This is a genomic window from Nostoc sp. CENA543 (genome assembly GCF_002896875.1).
GTDB lineage: Bacteria > Cyanobacteriota > Cyanobacteriia > Cyanobacteriales > Nostocaceae > Trichormus.
The window spans coordinates 421,825-439,872 of sequence record NZ_CP023278.1; the positions used below are offsets into that span (position 1 = coordinate 421,825).

Genomic DNA, 18,048 nt, shown 5'->3' on the forward strand with positions numbered 1-18,048 from the left:
TTGTGTCAATTTGCCGGGGATGATAAACTCCGCCCCACCGGAGTTAATCGCCATTGGGCAATGATTTAGAGCTAGTGCCAGTCTCAGAACATCAAAATATTTTGAAACTGCTAATATGAGGTAGTTTACTAGGCGATATTACAGTTTGAAGGACTTCATAGTATAAAAACACAAAAAAATTCAAATCGCCATGTTGAGTGCTGAGTAATGAGTGCTGTTAGCGGAAGCGGGGCGTTTAGCCCGTGCTGTTAGCGGTAGCGCGGCGTTTAGCCGGTGCTGTTAGCGGTAGCGCGGCGTTTAGCCGGTGCTGTTAGTGGTAGCGCGCTGTTTAGCCGATGCTGAGTTGGGAAATAAATTCTACCTTGTCTACTTTCCAATCCCCAATCCCCAATCCCCAATTCGCAATTCGCAATTCGCAATTCGCAATTCGCAAAAATTAACAACCTCGAATACCATAGGTTGTGTAAAAATCCTCTAATATACTTGCTTTTGCCACATACTGAGTTCTCTTTTAAAATGAAGTGTAAAGCGATCGCTTAGGCTAGATATAGCGTTTAGTTTCCCTTTAGCCGCTTGAATAATGTCGTAATGGAAGACAATCCCTGGATAAACTCAGCTCCCTTTTTTCAAGGTTTACCAGAAACCTCTGTAGAAATAGCTCTTAACCATCTCGTAACGCGCACCCACCCAGCTAATCAAGTCATCCTACTAGAAAATGACTGGGGAGGTTCTGTATATTTTATATTTGAAGGTTGGGTAAAAATTCGTACATATAATTTGGAAGGGAAAGAAGTAACACTAAATATTATTGGTAAAGGGGAATTGTTCGGTGAAATGGCGGCTTTAGACGAAGTACCCCGTTCTACAGATGTTATTACTCTGACACCTACAGTAATTGGCAGTATGCCAGCCCAAGATTTTGTTAAATTACTCCATACAGAACCTTTAGCGGGAATTCGTCTATCACAATTGATGGCGCGACGATTACGCCAAGTAAATCGTCGTCTACGGTTGCGAGAATCCGATAGTCAGTCACGAGTAGCAGATACATTATTATTTTTGGCAGATGGTCAAGGTAAACAAGGACAAACCGGAACAGAAATCCCTAATTTACCCCATAGAGAACTCAGCAGTTTGAGTGGACTAGCACGGGAGACTGTCACTAGAGTATTGACAAGATTGGAAAAAAAAGGCTTGATCAAGCGAGATCAAGACAATATCTGTATTCCCGATTTGTCGGCTTTAGAAAAAAGAATCGTTTAATCTAGGTTAAAGTTTACAGAGCTATGCTGTAAGGGTTTAGGGGAAAAATTTTAGATTTTAGATTTTGGATTTTAAATTGAATTTCAATCCAAAATTCACTCATGCAATTGCCCAATCCCCAATTCCTAATCCCCAATTCCCAGTCCCCAGTCCCCAGTCCCCAATTCCCATGAGTATTTTAAATTCCCTACCTTCTGAACCAGAGGAAAATTCCGCTTCCGATTCTCAATCTTCAACCCAGAAGTGGTCAGATCATCCAGCAGAGTTAAAACAACCACAATTAAAGGTTGATGCGCCGTTAAGAATGGTAGAAACAGCGTTTTTAGCTAGTACGGCTAGTTTGATTTGGTTTATTAATTTTTACTTTCCTTTGGGGCCAGTGTTACGGATATTTTTCCCTGTCCCCATTGCTTTAGTTTATCTCCGGTGGGGTAAACGGGCTGCATGGATTGCTGCTGTTACCTCTGGGTTACTTTTGTCGGTACTCATGGGGCCAGTTCGCAGTTTATTATTTGTTATGCCCTTTGCCTTTATGGGTGTGCTACTTGGGGCTACTTGGTATCGTCGTGTTCCTTGGCTAGTTTCTATCACTTTGGGGACATTATTAGCAACTTTGGGAAACTTTTTCCAGTTGTGGTTGCTGTCTATCTTGTCAGGAGAAGACCTTTGGGTTTACACCATTAATCAAGTCACTAGATTAACAGATTGGATATTTTCGCTATTTGGATTGTTATCTAGTCCCAATGCGTTGTTCATTCAAGTAGGTGCAGTGGCTTTATTTATTGTCCATAACTTCATTTACTTATTTGTAGTACATTTAGCCGCTTGGTTATTGTTAGATAGATTAGGCAATCCCATCCCTCGTCCACCACATTGGGTGCAAGTCTTGATGGATTATTAAAACAGTCATTAGGTGTATGGTCTGGAATTCATACCCGTTGTTAACTCTTTATACTGTTCAATCTTAAAAGCTACTGAAAAAATAGTATGAACTGTTCTAAATTTTCAACTTTGAATTGGATCATCTGGTGGTGGATGTCTGTCAATTTCTTGATCAGCACAACGAATATTAATTCTTCTGGCTCGGTTAAATGCTAATTCTGCAATTGTGGCGCGCCCTGTTGGTGTCATACCGATAATCAAGAGTGCATCAGTTGACCAAATAAAGTGTTCTTACCAACTATCAATGCGTGGGTTAAATAAAGGTAATTCTGATGAAGATTATTCATCAAAGGCTTTAATTTTATCTGATTTTTGGCGATTGCAATGAAAACAGGCTAAAGCTAAATTATCTATTGAATTCGCACCACCTTTGGTAAGAGGAATTATATGGTCTACAGTGAAGGACACATATTGCCACTGTTCTGGTGCGTGACAGTATTCGCACAAAAACTTAGCTCTTTGTCGATCATGAGCTAATAATTGTACTGAAATCTGAAACTAATAAAATCATTTTGTCATTTTATCCTGAAAACTATAAGTCTCATTTTAATTACTACTAATTATTGTTAACCACTGAGATTAAATTAGTTTTTCACAGAAATTTCTACTGTATACTTTGCAGTTTGTAAATTTTGCACTGATTTAACTTGTTCTATAGTTAAACTTTACTCTTAAAGTTTATGATTAACATTTATACCGAAAAAGAACAGGGCGAAGCGTGGCTAGAAAAATATCGTAGTCGTTTACCTTTGTTTACCTGTGTTCTAGGTTTTACAGAAACTGCTTTAATCCCAGGAATATCCGCAGCTGGTTTAACTCCAGAGGATCGGAAATATACTGCTTGTGCTGATGCTGAGTTTTTATACTACGGTGCAAATCACAAACCCCAACACTCTCTCCCTCCTCTGACGGCTGGAGCTTCACCTGTGCTGATTTCTCGTGCTGTTTTAGAGTCATTAAATATACCATTATATTTATTTAATGCCGGATTAATCCAAAGTTTATCTTTACCAGCAATTGATTTAGGTGGTTGTCCGGCTCAGTGTTTAAGTACAGGTGCAGCAATGGATTTAACGACTGTACATAAATTATTGCAGCAAGGGTTACTTTGGGGCGATCGCCTCGCCACTCAAACACGCGAAAGTTATCTAATTTTGAGTGAATGTGTTGTAGGTGGAACAACCACAGCTTTAGCAATTTTGACTGGTTTGGGTATAGATGCGATTGGCAAAGTTAACAGTAGCCACCCAGTTTGTAACCATGAACAAAAATGGCAAGTGGTGCAGCAAGGTTTGGAGAAGATGCGCCAAAAAAATCAGGGGGACAAGGTGGAAAAAACTTCCTTGTCTCCCCAGTTTTCTAACTCTGCTGTTGATCCTTTGGAACTAGTTGCGGCGGTGGGTGATCCTATGCAAGTAGTAGTAGCGGGAATGGCGATCGCAGCTAGTCGCCGTTGTGGTGTGATGTTAGCAGGTGGAACGCAAATGCTAGCGGTTTATGCTCTCATGAGTGCGATCGCTGAAACTTACAATTTATTTTGGCAGCCAGCAGCAGTAGTTGTGGGAACAACTCGCTGGGTAGCAGAAGATCCCACAGGTGATACAGTGAATCTCGCTCTCAGTTTAGGTAAAAATAGCCAGTATCCTAGTAGCCCTACACCTCCTTTACTTGCTACTCAGCTGAGTTTTGCTCATTCAGCTTATCCTCAACTCCGAGCCTATGAACAGGGATTTGTAAAGGAAGGCGTGGGTGCAGGTGCTGCTTGTATCGCCGCTAGTCTCAGTCACAATTGGCAACAATCAGAACTTTTACTAGCGATTGAAACCCAAATTAAAAAACTCAGCCAAATTATTTGAGCGTCAGTTAGAGAAGTTAGACCACAATAAATGATGTAGAGACGTTGTGTAAAACATCCCTACATAGCAGAATCAAGTGCATCTTCATCAATACAGGACTTACGCAACGCCGATAATGTCATTGCGATCGGAACGAAGTGTAGGGAAGCAATCCCAGCATCAAGGGAATTACTTCGCTATCGCTCGTAATGACGAAGTTAAGTTATTTTTACGTAAGTCCCGCAATAAACACTATCACTATCACTACTCATTACTCACCACTCACCACTCATTACTCCGCATCACTTTGCCATAACAACAAAATACCGGACTCATAACTTCCGGCAAATTTTCATCGGAGTAAATTTAACTATCCAAACTTAATGTATTCTTTCTCTCAGTAATTGTTCTTCTAAAGCCGCAATCCGATTGTAGGCTGCTGTCAGTTGGGCTGTAAGTCTCTGTATTTGAATTTCTGGTGATAAGCTCTTTTCTCCACTTTGGCTGCTTGTATCTAAATAAATGCCATCTATTAATACATCCTTGTGTTCTAATTCTGAATTGATGCTGAATTGTCCTTTGAACTGAGAATAGCTAATCTCTCGATTTTCCTGAAAACTTTCGTTGGCTTTTGTTTTGGCTACAGAACATTCTGAAATAGCTTGTGCTACTTTTGTGTCAAGTTGCTCAATAAACTGGTAGAGGGCATCCAGTTTATGACTTACAGTTAGGATTTGTTGTTGTAATGGCTCCATTTAATACCCTCGTCTGCACATTTTCTATATGTTATTCAATTTACTGGCAATGTTAAACATACTTATGAATTATTTAATTATTCACATTTTCCTTGGGAATGGGATACACAGTTAATCATTTCTATATATCACTCAACATTTTTCTCATTTAATGCTCATTTTTATATTGAGATTAATTAACTTTCTGGCTACAGTGAAGCGATAATCGGCTTATCGTCATTAATTTTTTCAGCGTAATTCCTCTGTAGTAAGGGCTTCAGCTCTGCTGTTATGCAATTTAAATGCTGATTAGCTTCATCGAGAAACCAACATCATCAATTTTGGTTTCTGATATGAATGAGACATCATTAGCTTTGTATCCCATCTCTAAAATAGTTGATTAATAAATGAAATTTAATTGTTCAGTCTGCATTAGATGCAGACTGAACAATTGACAAAAGTCTGGCAATTGTTGTTAGGTCTTGGCGATCGCGAGACCACAAGTTGATATAGTCTGATAGTTGCTCAAGACTTGCTGTGAGGTACGTAGGTCTTTTTAGTTGACTTTTCTAGAGTTGTGTGGTTATAAAGAAATTAATATTTCCTGACAAATAATGTTAGGAACTAACCGACAAAGAAACGAGTCTGGCGGGATGTAATAATTTGGTAATCTATGGTAGCTACGAGACAAGACTGGATGAACCTGGCTGACGCTCAGTCATGATGGGGAAAATATAGTTTAAGTCCTAGTCTCATGTAACAATAGACTCGCTAATAGGATAAAATGCCCGAATGACTGATGTGTGCTGTGTGGTAGTGGAGTGCGAATGACGCTTTCAATTCAAAAGAGTTTAAATTGGCTACAAGTGCGCCGCTACTGGGAGTTGCTGCAAGTCTTGGTCATGCGGAATCTCAAAGTGCGTTACAGAGGTTCTTTATTAGGCGTGTATTGGTCACTATTGAACCCCTTGATTATGACAGCACTGTACAGTGCAATTTTTGGTGCGACATTCGCATCTTATTACGGCAATTCCATCGTCAACTACGTGCTAGCCGCCTTTACTGGCTTAGTGGTGATTAACTTCTTTTCATCCTCCACATCCCAAGCTTTATCCAGTGTTGTCAATAATGGGGCATTACTAAATAAAATTCGTCTACCTGTGAGCGTCTTCCCCGTCTCAATGGTAGTAGCCAATATTTTTCAGTTTGCCGTGGGAGCATTTCCCTTATTGGCGGTGATCGCACTCATCAATTCTAAAAATATATTCAATGTGTTAGCATTGCTATTCCCATTGCTGTGCCTAAACCTAGTGTGTGCAGGGGTGGGGTTCTTAGTTAGTGCGCTTTATGTGTTTTTTAGAGATTTACCTTACTTCTATGAGTTAGTCGTATTCGTACTGTGGGTTAGCAGTCCTGTATTTTACCCAGCGGCCATTGTACCACCCCAAGTCAAACCGTTTTTAGGATTAAATCCACTATCCCCAATCATTGAAAGTCTACGTCAAATTACTTTATCTGGGAATTTACCAGATTTTAATTTAATTTGGGGGGCTTTACTCAGTGGCATCATAATTTTTACCTTGGGATTGACTTGTTTTCATATGTGGCGACATCAGTTTATGGATTTACTCTAGATGGAACTTATTCGATTAGAACAAGTATCTTTGTGGCGGCGGACGCAAGAAGAATTTTCCTATGATTTAAAAAAAACAGTTCTATCCCTGGTTGAAGGTAAGTACCGGAAGCCTGCACGCAAATTAGTTCTGGATCAGATCAATCTGGTTGTTAATTCAGGTGAAAAAGTAGGAATTATTGGCGCAAATGGTTCAGGTAAATCAACAGTGCTGAAAGTGATTTGTTCTATTTTACAGCCAACCAGTGGTACAGTCAGAGTTAGGGGACAAATTGCCCCTTTGATTGAACTCGGTGCTGGTTTTGATGCTGAGATTTCTGTAATGGATAATATTGTCCTGTATGGAGTTCTCTTAGGTTTTTCCAGGGCGGAAATTCAACAAAGAGCCTCTTCGATATTAGAGTTTGCAGAATTAGAGGATTACGCTTTAGTACCAGTTAAAGGTTTATCTTCTGGTATGGTGGCTAGGTTAGGATTTGCGATCGCTACGGATGTACAACCAGATATCTTGATTCTCGACGAAGTTTTATCTGTAGGAGATGAAAAATTTAGAAACAAGTGTAAGCAGAGAATCGATAAGTTTTGGGACGAAAACGCCACAGTATTAGCAGTTTCCCATGATTTAGAGTTTATCAAAAATTCGTGTAACCGAGCAATTTGGTTGCACAAGGGACAAATACAGTTTGCAGGTAATGCAGAAGAAACTGTAGATTATTATCTACAAGCGGTCAGAGAAGGTAACACCTAAATTTTTATTTTTCAGTAACAACTTTTACTAAAAAGCTCTTTTAGTTGTAAAATCTCACTCAGAGTAAGCTAGGAGTGAGTATGAAAGTATTAATTACTGGAGGTGCTGGTTATATTGGGTCAGTATTGACACCAACTTTATTAGCTCATGGTTATGAGGTGACTGTACTAGATAATTTCATGTTTCACCAAAATAGCTTGGCTGATTGCTGTCAATATGACGGGTTTCAAATCGTCAGAGGTGATTGCAGAGATGAAAATACTATTAAACTTCTGCTCAAAGACGCTGATGTCATTATTCCCTTAGCAGCATTAGTAGGCGCGCCATTATGTAAAAATGATGCGATCGGGACTCAAACAATTAACTCCAATGCTGTTAAAATGTTGTGTAGGTTAGCCAGTAAGGAACAGCGCATTCTCATGCCAGTCACAAATAGTGGTTACGGCATTGGTGAACCAGGAAAGTTTTGTACAGAAGAAACACCTCTACGCCCAATTTCTTTATACGGAATAACGAAAGTAGAAGCAGAGCAAGCTGTTTTAGAAAGAGAAAATAGCATTACTTTTAGATTAGCAACTGTCTTTGGTATGTCCCCCCGTATGAGGGTTGATTTGTTAGTCAATGACTTTGTTTATCGGGCTGTCCATGACCGAGCGGTGCTAGTATTTGAAGGACATTTTAAGAGAAATTATATCCACATTCGTGATGTGACAAAAGTATTTTTGCATGGCATTGCTAATTTTGAAACCATGAAGGGTAAACCCTACAATGTTGGATTAGAAGATGCAAATTTATCCAAATTAGAACTGTGTGCTGAAATTAAAAAACATTTACCCAACTTTGTATATCTAGAAGCTCCCATCGGTGAAGATCCAGATAAGCGCGATTACATAGTTTCCAACGCCAGAATTTTGAATACTGGTTTTGAACCAGATTGGTCTTTGAGTCGAGGTATTCAGGAATTGATAAAAGGTTATACAATCTTACGCAACACCATATATTCTAACGTCTAGTAGAGTCAATAAATGTCATTTTCCTCAAACGGGATCACAGGCATAATCTTAGCTGGTGGTTACGGCACACGCATCAAGCATCTGTTAAATGGTGTGCCTAAACCGATGGTATCAGTTGCAGGTAGGCCTTTTGTTGAGTGGGTTGTACGTTACTTCCAAACACAAGGAATTACAAAGTTCATTATTTCTACAGGCTATCTGGGAGAAGTGATAGAACAGCATTTCCAAACACAACCCATTGAGGGTGTGCAGATTATTTGTTGTAGAGAAACAACCCCTCTAGGAACTGCTGGGGGTTTTTTAAATGCTATACAACAAAGTGGAAAATCATCCAATAATTGGCTAGTTGTCAATGGCGACTCTCTCGTTTTTGCCAATTTGGCTTTACTTACTAAGCATCTTTCTGATAAGAACACTAGTGGTGTAATTCTAGGCTTGTCAGTAAAAGATACTTCACGATATGGTTCCTTAGTTTACAATCAATCAGGTGAACTAGAAAATTTTGCAGAAAAGCGTCCTGGTGCTGGGATAATCAGCACGGGCGTATACCTATTCAAAAATTCTTTATTAAAAGAATTTCCACATAGACAACCTTTGAGTTTTGAAAATGAAGTCTTCCCTTTATTTTTAAGCAAAAAGTTATCTATACAAGTAGCTATTACTGAAGCTGCTTTTTTGGATATAGGCACTCCTGAATCTCTGCCGCAGTCCGAATCATTTATTATCCAAAACTTAGATAGATTTGAGTTATCATACTGAGATTTTTTTGTCCATATACCTATGAGAATATAAGTTTCACAGATCATTTTTGCTTTTTATACCTCAGTTTTTCAATTACTTGCAATCATCATTACACTAGAATCTGGTAAGCTATATTTTATTGACAAAGTCATAACTTATTTAAAGATGTTAGATACTTTTATACTTACATATGTTTAAATAAGTTGTGCTAAATAATAGCTTTTTGTTTGCTGGAAAGCTATTTCAGTGAAAATTCATCATTCCTATTCAGGAGATTAAAAGGATGATTTACTCTGGGATAAAGAAAATAATACCCCAGTATTTACGCTCGATGCTACGTGACTTAGACAGTGCATATCAGGAGAGATTACAGGAAATTGCAATAAAAGAACGACAATTTGCTGAATTGCAACTCAAATATCAAGAAGTCTTGCAAAAATTGGAAGTATATCAAGAGCAATTCAGGCTTGAAATAGATAAAATTTATCAAGAAAATTTAGCAAATATTGAGATAAAAAATCAACAATTCTCCATTTTAGAAAGTAATTATCAGACAGCACTACAAGAATTAGACAATCAAAAAAAACTTATTCAAGAATATGTGGGTTATCAAAATAATAATAAGAATAATTTTTTAATTAATGATGAAGAATACGAAATTCTAAGTAAATCAGGTCTTTTTATTGTAGGTAATGCTAGGTCTGGAACATCCATATTATGCGATTGTTTAAATCTTTCTCCAGATGTGTTTCTATTAGGTGAAGCTAATTTATATTTGCACTATAATCTTGATAATTTCGTAGAATTTTTCAATACCCAGCATATTCAATTTAAAAACCGCAGGTGCAAGGGAACATTTATACCTTCATCTAGGCTTCCAGAAAAAGGTGGATTCGCTTTTTTATCAAGGATGCACAAAAATTATAAATTTGTAGGGGAGAAAATAGCATTTGGCCCTCATGGTGATTTTAATAATCAATCCCGTCAAGAACTATTTTTTCATTTTCATGCAACTTATTTCTATTTTTCCAACTATATTCTAATTATGCGAAGGCCTACTGAAGCAATATGGTCAATGCTAAAAATGTTCCCCGATAGAAAATTGTATCTGTTATTTGAATCATGGTTAAGAACCATTCAAATTCAAATTGATGTGTTTCATTCTTTTCCTAATTCATATGTAATTTTTTTTGAAAATATGAATAATGAAAAGGTTCTAAACTTATGTTCTTTAATGGGCATTAACCTTCACATACCAGAAGCTATGTTCAGAGAAAATAATAAATATTCACTACTAGCGCGCAATGAAATACCAAATGAATTATCTCCATATGCTGATACCCTCTTAGCATATGAAGATATTTATCAGAAAATTCAAGATGAATTTGACCCGAAAACATTTAAACTAAAAGAAACGGCATCAAATTACGGGTGTGCAAGATATGGATTTAGCTCTAGTATTCAGGAAAAAATAGAAGTATTACTCCATGATTTAGCACATTTTTAATTAATTTATATAAACTGCGTTATATTCCGCAGTAAAATTAACCAATAAAGACACATATATACAATTGATTTGCCAATAAAAAAGTCACTTTTTTCTTCATTTAACCTATGCTAATATCTCGCGCTCCTGTTCGTATTAGTTTTTTCGGTGGTGGAACTGACTACCCTGAATATTTTATTCAACACGGAGGTGCTGTATTAGCAACAGCAATTGATAAATTTTCCTACATTACTGCTAGTCCTTTTTTTAGCCGCTTATTTGATTATTCAATTCGACTTTCCTATCGCAAAGTTGAATTAGTCAAAAACGTAGATGAAATTGAACATCGTGTCTATCGTGAGTGTTTAAAATTTTGTGGTTTAGACAAAGATATTGAATTACATAATGTGGCAGATTTACCAGCGTTTACAGGACTAGGTTCTTCTTCAGCATTTACAGTTTCTCTACTGCACGCCCTCCACAGTTTTAAAGGAGAATTTGTCAAACCTCTCGACTTGGCCTATGAAGCAATTTATGTAGAACGTCACTTAGTTCAGGATAAAGTGGGCTGTCAAGATCAAGTGTTAGCCGCAGTTGGTGGTTTTAATTTGGTTGAATTTAGGACTGAAGATGACATTATTGTAAACCGTGTACCTATATCGCCACAACGCTTACAGGAATTTGAACAGCATCTTTTCATCGTTTTTACAGGTATTAGACGCAAGGCAGCTGATGTTGTTGCCCAACAGTTGCAAAAAGTTGGAGATAACACAGCCACTTTGAAGGAGATGCGATACATGGTTGATGTAGGATGGGATATTTTAACTAACAATAGACCATTATCAGAATTCGGCGATTTATTACATCGTGCATGGTTAGCTAAACGTAGCCTTGATGGAAGTATTTCTAATACGGAAATCGATCAAATTTATCAGATGGGGATAGAAGCTGGGGCTTGGGGTGGTAAGTTATTGGGAGCAGGGGCAGGTGGGTTTATGTTATTTTTTGCACCTCCAGAATGCCACAAAAACTTATATATTCGCTTTAATAAGCATCATATTTTAAGTGCCAAAACTAATGCACCTGGGTCGCAAATAATTTTTTCTTAGAAATGTCTTTAAAAAAACTAAAAAACATATGAAAGTATTAATTGTAGATTTTGATTTATTTAATAAGATTGGTGGTGGACAAACATTTTATCGCAATTTAATTGAGAAGAATCCCCAAATTAACTTTTATTATTTCATAGTTTCCGAACGTTTAGAAAACACTCGTCCTAGCAATGCACATCCTATTGTTTATCGAGAAAGATATCATCTTTCTGATTATGTAAAATTCTTGGATTTGACCCCACCAAAATGGATTTACCGTGCGTTTATCTTAGCTAGCAATATAGCTGCTTCGGTAGCTGAACAGCGTTTTGATGTTGTAGATTTACCAGATTATGAACAGTTGGGTACTATGCTCAGACCTGCGCTCATACATCATAAAGTGGACTTTGAGCATCTTGCTTTGTCAATGCACGGCAATATATCTACATCTATTCAGATGGATTGGTTTTATGGTGGAAAAGTTGATCAAACCTTAATTTGGCAAGAGAAAATACAATACAGTGTGGTTGATATTCGCTATGGTATCAGTCAGTCTTATTTAGACGAGTGGCGAGAGGTTTTTGATTTAAAATCTTGTTACCTTAATCCTTTGTCGGTGATATCACTACCTAAACCTAAATTAGCTACCAATTTAGACGAATTACCAGACCTGAATTTTGTCGGTCGTACGGAAAGGCGTAAAGGCCCCGATATTTTTGTCGATTTGGCTTGGTGGCTACCTCGTTCTAAGTTCAAAACAGCTAATATTATTGGCCCTGACAGTTTTGATTATAAAGGTGAAGTAGGCTCAGGACTACTGCTTTATCAAATGGTGAATAATCGCATCAAAGATGAATTTAAATTATTGCCATCTATGAGTCATGAACAATTATATGAACAGGTGTTTTCTAGAAAATCTGTAACTTTATTGCCTTCTAAATACGACACATTTAATTTAACTGCTCTCGAATCATTATTCTCTGGCTGTCCGACTGTGATCGGAACTGGGGCTGGGGTTGTGAGATTTTTACAAGAAAATTATCCTGATTTACCTTTAATAATTATAGATCCGAATGACATTTATTCATGTATTCCTTCTCTGATTGCATTATTAGATAATTATGATAACTATCGTTATCAATTAGTCGAATATTTATCTCATGCTAAACCAGAAATATCTGGCTTATCTGTAGAAGCAATATACGAAAGTCAGCCAATATATGATAAATCTATGCGTAGTGAAACAGAAGACTGGTATTCTAGACTAATAAAACTTCAGGATGAACGCAGATTTTTGGCTACGACTAATTATATAAAAAAAGATATAGTAAGAAATTTGAAAAAGCAAATTAGCCCAGAAATTAAACGAGGATTAAAAAATATCAAATCTTGGCGCATTAATCCTCAAAAATTTCTCAAAGAAAAGGTAAGGGCTATTTTAAGCAAGGATAATTATGAAAACCTCAAAATTGTGGATCAAGGGCTAAAAGCACTATCTTTAGTTGATAGTTATCAATATATCTTCAATTTAGGTGAAAGCAATCAAAGCGAGTTAGCTGGTAAAGTTAGTAGTTGTTGGAATTTTGCTTCTGAGCATCGGATTGACCGTGTGAGAATCTGGAGAGAGATTGCCAGATTAGAGATGCTCCAGGGTAATGATATAGTTGCTGCAACTTATCAGATTAGATGTATGCGATCGCTTGGCTATGATTATTTTAATGATCTACCCAATGTCGTATCCATACTACAAGCCAATGGCTTTAGTCGAGAAGCACTAGCGGCTGAAGCTATGTATGGAAACTCTCCAGATCAACATGAACGTTGTCAAGCAATAATCAATCAGGCTTTAGCAGACAACAAATTTAATCAAAAGTGGGAGTACGAATTTCTCGATGATCGGCGGACTTCTTCCAGCTATCGAGTTTCTATTATAGTTTCACTATACAATGCTGCTGCCAAACTCCCCTTATTTTTGCAAACACTAAAATTGCAAACGTTGATTCAAGCTGGTGCTGCTGAAGTAATTCTGGTTGATAGTGGTTCTCCTGGTGATGAATATCATGTATTCAAGCAGGTGATGGAATGTTTAGATATTCCTATCCTGTATGCGCGATGTGCTGAACGAGAAACCATACAGAGTGCTTGGAATCGCGGAATTGACCTTGCTCGTTCACCATATTTGACTTTTTTAGGTGTTGATGAAACCATACTGCCTGAGTGTTTAGAAATCCTAGCAGCAGAATTAGATGCAGATCCGACATTAGATTGGGTACAAGCAAACAGTTTAGTAACAAATGTTGATCAGCATGGCTCATGGATGAGCGATGTGATGGTTTATGATCGGACAGGTTATCAACAACATTTAGTTTATTTAGAAACATGTTACCTATCGTGGGTAGGTGCGCTTTATCGTCGGTCTATTCATGATAGGTTCGGTTTCTATGATGCCACTTTTAGAGCAGCAGGAGACACAGAATTTAAGAGTCGCATTTTGCCATTCATTAAAACTAAAGCCATACCTCAAACTTTGGGAGTTTTTCGTAACTATCCAGATGAGCGAACTACACAACATCCGAGAGCAGAGATAGAAGATTTACGCGCTTGGTATTTGCATCGGACTCTAGCTGGAGTTGAATATGCTTTTGCTAATCATAATCCCAAAGAAGCAGAGGACTTATTCTATCATTGTTTAAAATATCGCAAATCATACTGTCAACATTGGAGTACAGATGTAGAATATGCCTACAATGTAGGGCTTTTTATACAACAACAAGTACCAGACTCTTCAGTAATGAAATATTTACCAGGAACTAAAAAGTTACTGGATGCTTATAGATCATTAGACTGGATACCACAGCTTTCTAAATTCTTACCCGCTAATACCGTTATTTGCACAAATCGTGTGGTTAAAGAAATTGAGCAAGAACATCAAGGTATCGAACCTATGTACAAAATTTTTAATGATAATCGTCACGAACAGCACGCATTTTTGTGGTTTACTAACATTTAAAATCAGTTAAAATTAACAAACATATTGCAATTATGGGCATAAAAACTTGGCTCAAAACTCGACTACGCAGAGCATTAAATCTACCGGAGTTAGAAGAAACTGTTCGTCAAATCCTTGTAGATACACTGACATTAAGCAGCTCCATCCATAAATTAAAAGATTCATCCAGCAGTGGAAAAGAGAACGAAGATCATCTCGATATTCTTCCATTAGAAGTGGATACTATCCGTTCATTTTTACTAGAGTTGATCGAGACGAGTCAACCAGGTTCAGTATTTACTTGCCAAATCAATGGCATAAATATGTTAGCTCCTGTTGAACTATTGCGTTTATGCCCTCACTGTTTAAATCCTCAAGCAACACAAAAACTCAACTATTGGGTTGAGTCTCAGCAGTCTGAATGGTTATGTTCTCATTTACAACCTGGTGATGTTGCCCTTGATGTGGGTGCAGCTTTTGGAATCATTACTTTAGCTTTATCAAAAGCAGTTGGGGAACAAGGTTCTGTTCATTCTTTTGAACCATCTAGAACAGCACAAAATCATCTCCAAAAACTCTTAGAACTAAATCATGTTCATAATGTCACCTTGGTGAAATCAGCAATAGCTGATTTTCCTGGTTCTACAGAGTTTATTGAATATACTTCAGATAACGATTTATCTTGGGCTTCTGATACTTCCACATTAGCATCACCAAATATTAATCCCACAATGAACCATCTACGTTATGCAGTAGATGTGACAACACTTGATGAATATATCACTACTAAAGGGATTAAACCTAAAGCAATCAAAATAGATATTGAAGGGTTTGAACTTTATGCTTTACATGGTGGGAAAAATACACTGCAAAAGTTTTTACCCTATCTTTGTATTGACATTCACAAGGATGTAAAAACAGGAGAATCTGCTTTGTTGGGAGTTGAACCATTTTTATCTGCTCTAGGATACAAGATGAAAATGGAAGGTCATGCACTCTATTGTACACCTCAGTAAGTTAATATTTTGTACCCAATATGACAATAATTTAGTTAATTATAATTAACATCTATGAAAATAAAAAACTGGATAAAAACTCGACTACGCAGAGCATTAAACCTACCAGAACTAGAAGAGCAAATTCAGCAGATTAGCACTCTCACCAAAAGTTTAGTAGAATCTCAAAATAGTGACTATAAAATTAATGAGTATTCCGGTAAATTTTTGATGGAATTAGACTATCCTCCATCCCGTGATTACCGACCAAGGTGGGGTTATACTCATCCTTTACATCAAGGTTTAATAGATATTTTTAGTAAAAACTATCATGAGCATTGTGAAATATTTCACAGCTTGGTAAAACTGCAACCATTTCTTTTAAAAATTAATCCACAATTTTCCCATGAGCATCCAGGCGAACCAGGATGGGTTGGTGGGCCTATAAATGCAATAGACACCGCTTTACTCTACTACTTCGTAAGTGAACTTAAACCGCGAACTTATTTAGAAATTGGCTCTGGAGTTACTACACTATTCGCTGCCAGAGCTAAACGCGACCATAACTTAGCAACACGTATAGTCTCTATTGACCCAGAACCACGAGCTGCTGTTGATGCTGTCTGTGATGAAGTCATTAGAGCAGGATTAGAAACCACAGATTTATCAGTTTTTTTCAACCTAGAACCTGGGGACATCGTGTTTATGGATGGCAGTCATCGCTCATTTATGAACTCAGATGTGACTGTATTCATGCTTGATGTACTACCAAAACTCAAGCCTGGTGTTGTCATCCATTTTCATGACATTGTGCTGCCTTATGATTATCCAGAAATGTTTAGTGATTGGTATTGGAATGAGCAATATATTTTGGCCGCATACCTACTAGGAGCAGGAGATAAGGTGAAAATATTAATGCCATCTCGATTTATGTCAGATAGCTCTGAATTTAAACAAGCCATAGAACCAATTCTTCAAAATTGGCAAGGTTCTCCTGATGTGTGGCTATCTGGTGGTTCTCTTTGGTTTACACACGTTGGTTAAGTAGGAGAAATTTTACGGGTTAGGGGACATACCTTGCCAGCCAATGTTCACTCCCCCAGAGTTCATCAACCACGCGCCATTTTGGTTGGTAGAATAATTATGCCAGAGGATATCTAAATTGCCGTCTCTGTTAAAATCGCCTGTTCCCTGAATTTCCCAACCGGAAGGATTACCTGCCATGCTTTGCCAGCCAATATTTCTGCCACCAGAATTCATTAACCATGCGCCATTTTGGTTGGTAGAATAATTGTGCCAAAGGATATCTAGATTCCCATCTCGGTTGAAATCTCCTGTCCCTTTTATTTCCCAGCCTGTAGGGTTGCTGGCCATACCTTGCCAACCGATATTCGCACCACTAGAGTTCATTAACCACGCACCATTTTGGTTGGTAGAATAATTATGCCAAAGGATGTCTAGATTTCCGTCTCGGTTGAAATCCCCTGTTCCTTGTATCTCCCAGCCTGTAGGGTTGCTGGCCATACTTTGCCAACCGATATTCGCGCCATTAGAGTTCATTAACCACGCACCATTTTGGTTAGTGGAGGTATTGTGCCAAAGGATGTCTACATTGCCATCCCGATTAAAGTCTCCTGTACCATTAATTTCCCAACCTGTAGGATTACTAGCCATACTTTGCCAGCCGATGTTCGCACCGTTGGAGTTCATCAACCACGCGCCATTTTGATTAGTGCTGGTATTATGCCAAAGGATATCTAGATTACCATCACGGTTGAAGTCACCAGTACCTTGAATTTGCCAAGATGAAAATCCAACGGGTTGAGGTGGCCCTGTTAACGAGAGAGTGTAGTTTGTATTCGTTCCTGAGCTTGGACTCACCCGAATGAAATAAGTAGCTGTGCCTAAAGTTTGGTTAATAGTGGCATTGCTACTAGTGTAGGCAGAACTGGAATACAGAGTATCATTAAAGTCAATATTACCGTTGCCATTAGCATCATAAATTACACTTACTGTTACAGTATTTTGCGTTATCCCAGTGAGAGTAAGGCTAAAACTAGTATTAATAGGAAGATAAAACTGGTAAAAATCGTTGTTATCAGCTGTACCAACAAACTCTGTAAACGTTCTTGTACCATACAGTGTACCAAGATTAAGCGCAGTATTCAGATTGTTGCCAGGATCGCTGGAAGTTGAGGGCGGTGCGGCAGTTGCCGTGAAATTTAGTGTATAGTTGGTATTCGTTCCTGAGCTTGGACTCACCCGAATGAAATAAGTAGCTGCGCCTAAAGTTTGGTTAATGGTGGCATTGCTACTAGTGTAGGCAGAGCTGGAATACAGAGTATCATTAAAGTCAATATTACCGTTGCCATTGGCATCATAAATTATACTTACTGTTACAGTATTTTGCGTTATACCACTGAGAATTAACCTGATGTGACTCGTTATATTTAAAGTAAATCTGTAGTAATCTAAATTATCAGCACTACCGACAAAATCAGTAATTTGAAAATTACTTAAATTGCTTATTAAATCAGCACTTGATAGTGTATTGTTAGGCTCAGGCATAACTAGTAAG

General features: G+C 37.8%; 16 protein-coding genes. 12 read left to right on the plus strand and 4 right to left on the minus strand.

Annotated elements, in window-relative coordinates; all coding sequences use genetic code 11:
* The first annotated feature begins 588 nt into the window (after positions 1–588).
* Both CLI64_RS01790 and CLI64_RS01795 read left to right on the plus strand, forming a co-directional pair.
* Positions 589–1,263 (plus strand): Crp/Fnr family transcriptional regulator, encoded by a 675-nt coding sequence (locus CLI64_RS01790; RefSeq protein ID WP_103135626.1) that lies wholly within the window; start codon positions 589–591, stop codon positions 1,261–1,263.
* Positions 1,264–1,432: 169 nt separating this feature from the next.
* Positions 1,433–2,164, plus strand: a complete 732-nt coding sequence (locus CLI64_RS01795; protein WP_103140547.1) for a DUF2232 domain-containing protein — start codon at positions 1,433–1,435, stop codon at positions 2,162–2,164.
* Between the two features lie 104 nt (positions 2,165–2,268).
* On the opposite strand, the gene CLI64_RS31860 is transcribed toward CLI64_RS01795, so the two are convergent.
* Positions 2,269–2,394, minus strand: coding sequence for a hypothetical protein (locus CLI64_RS31860; RefSeq protein WP_264082485.1), 126 nt, complete (start codon positions 2,392–2,394; stop codon positions 2,269–2,271).
* Positions 2,395–2,484: 90 nt separating this feature from the next.
* Positions 2,485–2,652 carry an HNH endonuclease gene (locus CLI64_RS31440; RefSeq protein WP_225977483.1) on the minus strand — a complete coding sequence of 56 codons (168 nt, stop codon included), beginning with the start codon at positions 2,650–2,652 and terminating at the stop codon, positions 2,485–2,487.
* 233 nt (positions 2,653–2,885) lie between these two features.
* Here CLI64_RS31440 and cobT point away from each other — a divergent pair, with 233 nt between their 5' ends.
* Entirely contained in the window at positions 2,886–4,061 is a 1,176-nt protein-coding gene (gene cobT / locus CLI64_RS01805) for a nicotinate mononucleotide-dependent phosphoribosyltransferase CobT (protein ID WP_103135627.1), read from the plus strand.
* Between the two features lie 359 nt (positions 4,062–4,420).
* Here cobT and CLI64_RS01810 read toward each other — a convergent pair whose 3' ends face one another.
* Positions 4,421–4,795: a hypothetical protein gene (locus CLI64_RS01810; RefSeq protein ID WP_103135628.1), complete on the minus strand. Its 375-nt coding sequence runs from the start codon at positions 4,793–4,795 to the stop codon at positions 4,421–4,423.
* A gap of 806 nt (positions 4,796–5,601) precedes the next feature.
* On the opposite strand from CLI64_RS01810, the gene CLI64_RS01815 reads away from it, so the two are divergent.
* The 9 genes from CLI64_RS01815 to CLI64_RS01855 all read left to right on the plus strand — a co-directional run bounded on the left by CLI64_RS01815 (position 5,602) and on the right by CLI64_RS01855 (position 16,514).
* Positions 5,602–6,408 carry an ABC transporter permease gene (locus CLI64_RS01815; protein ID WP_103135629.1) on the plus strand — a complete coding sequence of 269 codons (807 nt, stop codon included), beginning with the start codon at positions 5,602–5,604 and terminating at the stop codon, positions 6,406–6,408.
* Entirely contained in the window at positions 6,409–7,155 is a 747-nt protein-coding gene (locus CLI64_RS01820; protein WP_103135630.1) for an ABC transporter ATP-binding protein, read from the plus strand.
* 80 nt (positions 7,156–7,235) lie between these two features.
* Positions 7,236–8,168, plus strand: coding sequence for an NAD(P)-dependent oxidoreductase (locus CLI64_RS01825; protein ID WP_103135631.1), 933 nt, complete (start codon positions 7,236–7,238; stop codon positions 8,166–8,168).
* Between the two features lie 12 nt (positions 8,169–8,180).
* Positions 8,181–8,927, plus strand: a complete 747-nt coding sequence (locus CLI64_RS01830) for a sugar phosphate nucleotidyltransferase (protein ID WP_103135632.1) — start codon at positions 8,181–8,183, stop codon at positions 8,925–8,927.
* Positions 8,928–9,240: 313 nt separating this feature from the next.
* On the plus strand, positions 9,241–10,416 hold the full coding sequence (locus CLI64_RS01835) for a hypothetical protein (protein ID WP_103135633.1): 1,176 nt from the start codon (positions 9,241–9,243) through the stop codon (positions 10,414–10,416).
* Between the two features lie 107 nt (positions 10,417–10,523).
* Complete coding sequence (locus CLI64_RS01840) at positions 10,524–11,504, plus strand: GHMP kinase (protein WP_103135634.1); 981 nt, start codon at positions 10,524–10,526, stop codon at positions 11,502–11,504.
* Positions 11,505–11,532: 28 nt separating this feature from the next.
* Positions 11,533–14,496: a glycosyltransferase gene (locus tag CLI64_RS01845; RefSeq protein WP_103135635.1), complete on the plus strand. Its 2,964-nt coding sequence runs from the start codon at positions 11,533–11,535 to the stop codon at positions 14,494–14,496.
* Between the two features lie 32 nt (positions 14,497–14,528).
* Complete coding sequence (locus tag CLI64_RS01850) at positions 14,529–15,491, plus strand: FkbM family methyltransferase (RefSeq protein WP_225977484.1); 963 nt, start codon at positions 14,529–14,531, stop codon at positions 15,489–15,491.
* Between the two features lie 54 nt (positions 15,492–15,545).
* Positions 15,546–16,514, plus strand: coding sequence for a class I SAM-dependent methyltransferase (locus CLI64_RS01855; protein ID WP_103135636.1), 969 nt, complete (start codon positions 15,546–15,548; stop codon positions 16,512–16,514).
* 12 nt (positions 16,515–16,526) lie between these two features.
* Here the strand turns inward: CLI64_RS01855 and CLI64_RS01860 are convergent, their stop codons facing one another.
* Complete coding sequence (locus CLI64_RS01860; protein ID WP_103135637.1) at positions 16,527–18,038, minus strand: VCBS repeat-containing protein; 1,512 nt, start codon at positions 18,036–18,038, stop codon at positions 16,527–16,529.
* Positions 18,039–18,048 lie beyond the last annotated feature (10 nt).

Excerpts from the sequence above, each read along its gene's own strand:
- CLI64_RS01795 (WP_103140547.1), top strand. The coding sequence starts at position 1,433 with ATGAGTATTTTAAATTCCCTACCTTCTGAACCAGAGGAAAATTCCGCT.
- CLI64_RS01815 (WP_103135629.1), top strand. The coding sequence starts at position 5,602 with ATGACGCTTTCAATTCAAAAGAGTTTAAATTGGCTACAAGTGCGCCGC.
- CLI64_RS01850 (WP_225977484.1), top strand. The coding sequence starts at position 14,529 with ATGGGCATAAAAACTTGGCTCAAAACTCGACTACGCAGAGCATTAAAT.
- CLI64_RS01820 (WP_103135630.1), top strand. The coding sequence starts at position 6,409 with ATGGAACTTATTCGATTAGAACAAGTATCTTTGTGGCGGCGGACGCAA.
- CLI64_RS01840 (WP_103135634.1), top strand. The coding sequence starts at position 10,524 with ATGCTAATATCTCGCGCTCCTGTTCGTATTAGTTTTTTCGGTGGTGGA.
- CLI64_RS01810 (WP_103135628.1), bottom strand. The coding sequence starts at position 4,795 with ATGGAGCCATTACAACAACAAATCCTAACTGTAAGTCATAAACTGGAT.
- CLI64_RS01830 (WP_103135632.1), top strand. The coding sequence starts at position 8,181 with ATGTCATTTTCCTCAAACGGGATCACAGGCATAATCTTAGCTGGTGGT.
- CLI64_RS01790 (WP_103135626.1), top strand. The coding sequence starts at position 589 with ATGGAAGACAATCCCTGGATAAACTCAGCTCCCTTTTTTCAAGGTTTA.
- CLI64_RS01855 (WP_103135636.1), top strand. The coding sequence starts at position 15,546 with ATGAAAATAAAAAACTGGATAAAAACTCGACTACGCAGAGCATTAAAC.
- cobT (WP_103135627.1), top strand. The coding sequence starts at position 2,886 with ATGATTAACATTTATACCGAAAAAGAACAGGGCGAAGCGTGGCTAGAA.
- CLI64_RS01825 (WP_103135631.1), top strand. The coding sequence starts at position 7,236 with ATGAAAGTATTAATTACTGGAGGTGCTGGTTATATTGGGTCAGTATTG.
- CLI64_RS01860 (WP_103135637.1), bottom strand. The coding sequence starts at position 18,038 with ATGCCTGAGCCTAACAATACACTATCAAGTGCTGATTTAATAAGCAAT.
- CLI64_RS01845 (WP_103135635.1), top strand. The coding sequence starts at position 11,533 with ATGAAAGTATTAATTGTAGATTTTGATTTATTTAATAAGATTGGTGGT.
- CLI64_RS31860 (WP_264082485.1), bottom strand. The coding sequence starts at position 2,394 with ATGACACCAACAGGGCGCGCCACAATTGCAGAATTAGCATTTAACCGA.
- CLI64_RS01835 (WP_103135633.1), top strand. The coding sequence starts at position 9,241 with ATGCTACGTGACTTAGACAGTGCATATCAGGAGAGATTACAGGAAATT.